This window comes from Microbacterium sp. HMWF026 (genome assembly GCF_003061325.1).
Taxonomy (GTDB): domain Bacteria; phylum Actinomycetota; class Actinomycetes; order Actinomycetales; family Microbacteriaceae; genus Microbacterium; species Microbacterium testaceum_E.
Map to the genome: position 1 here is coordinate 6,319 of NZ_QAJB01000413.1, position 472 is coordinate 6,790.

The window sequence follows — 472 nt, forward strand, 5'->3', positions numbered from 1 at the left end:
AGTTGCCGTAGTCCGCCGGCCACCAGTCGACCGAGGTGGTCAGCAGGTCCTTGATGTCCGCCTTGAGCGCCTCGAGGTCGATCGTGGCGAACGCCGCCGCGTAGTCGAAATCGGCGCCCAGCGGGTCGGCGGCGACGCCGTTGCGGTGCAGCAGCTCGACCTTCAACCGCTGCGGGTACCACCCGTCCAGGCTCGGTGCCTGGCCGAAGGTGCCGCCGAGGTGATCACCGCCGGCCGGAAGGCTGCCGGCCATGTGGTAGCTGCAGGTGTTGGTCTTGTCATCCGGGCTCATGGGGGCTCCTTCTGGTGTCCAGTGGGGGAGAGCGACGTCACCGAGGTCGGTCGCCACGATCGAGACGGTGAAACTGCGCGAATGGGCCCAGAGTAAGCAGCCACCGGCTGGCGCGCTACGGCAAAGAAGGAATCCCCGTCGCGGCGTCGGTTGGCGTATATTGCGGCCCCGGCCCCGGCG

At 68.4% G+C, this 472-nt stretch carries 1 pseudogene; it reads right to left on the reverse strand.

What is annotated here, in order from left to right:
* Positions 1-292: pseudogene (locus DBR36_RS18145) on the reverse strand (catalase-peroxidase); the annotation flags it as partial.
* Between the last annotated feature and the right edge of the window lie 180 nt (positions 293-472).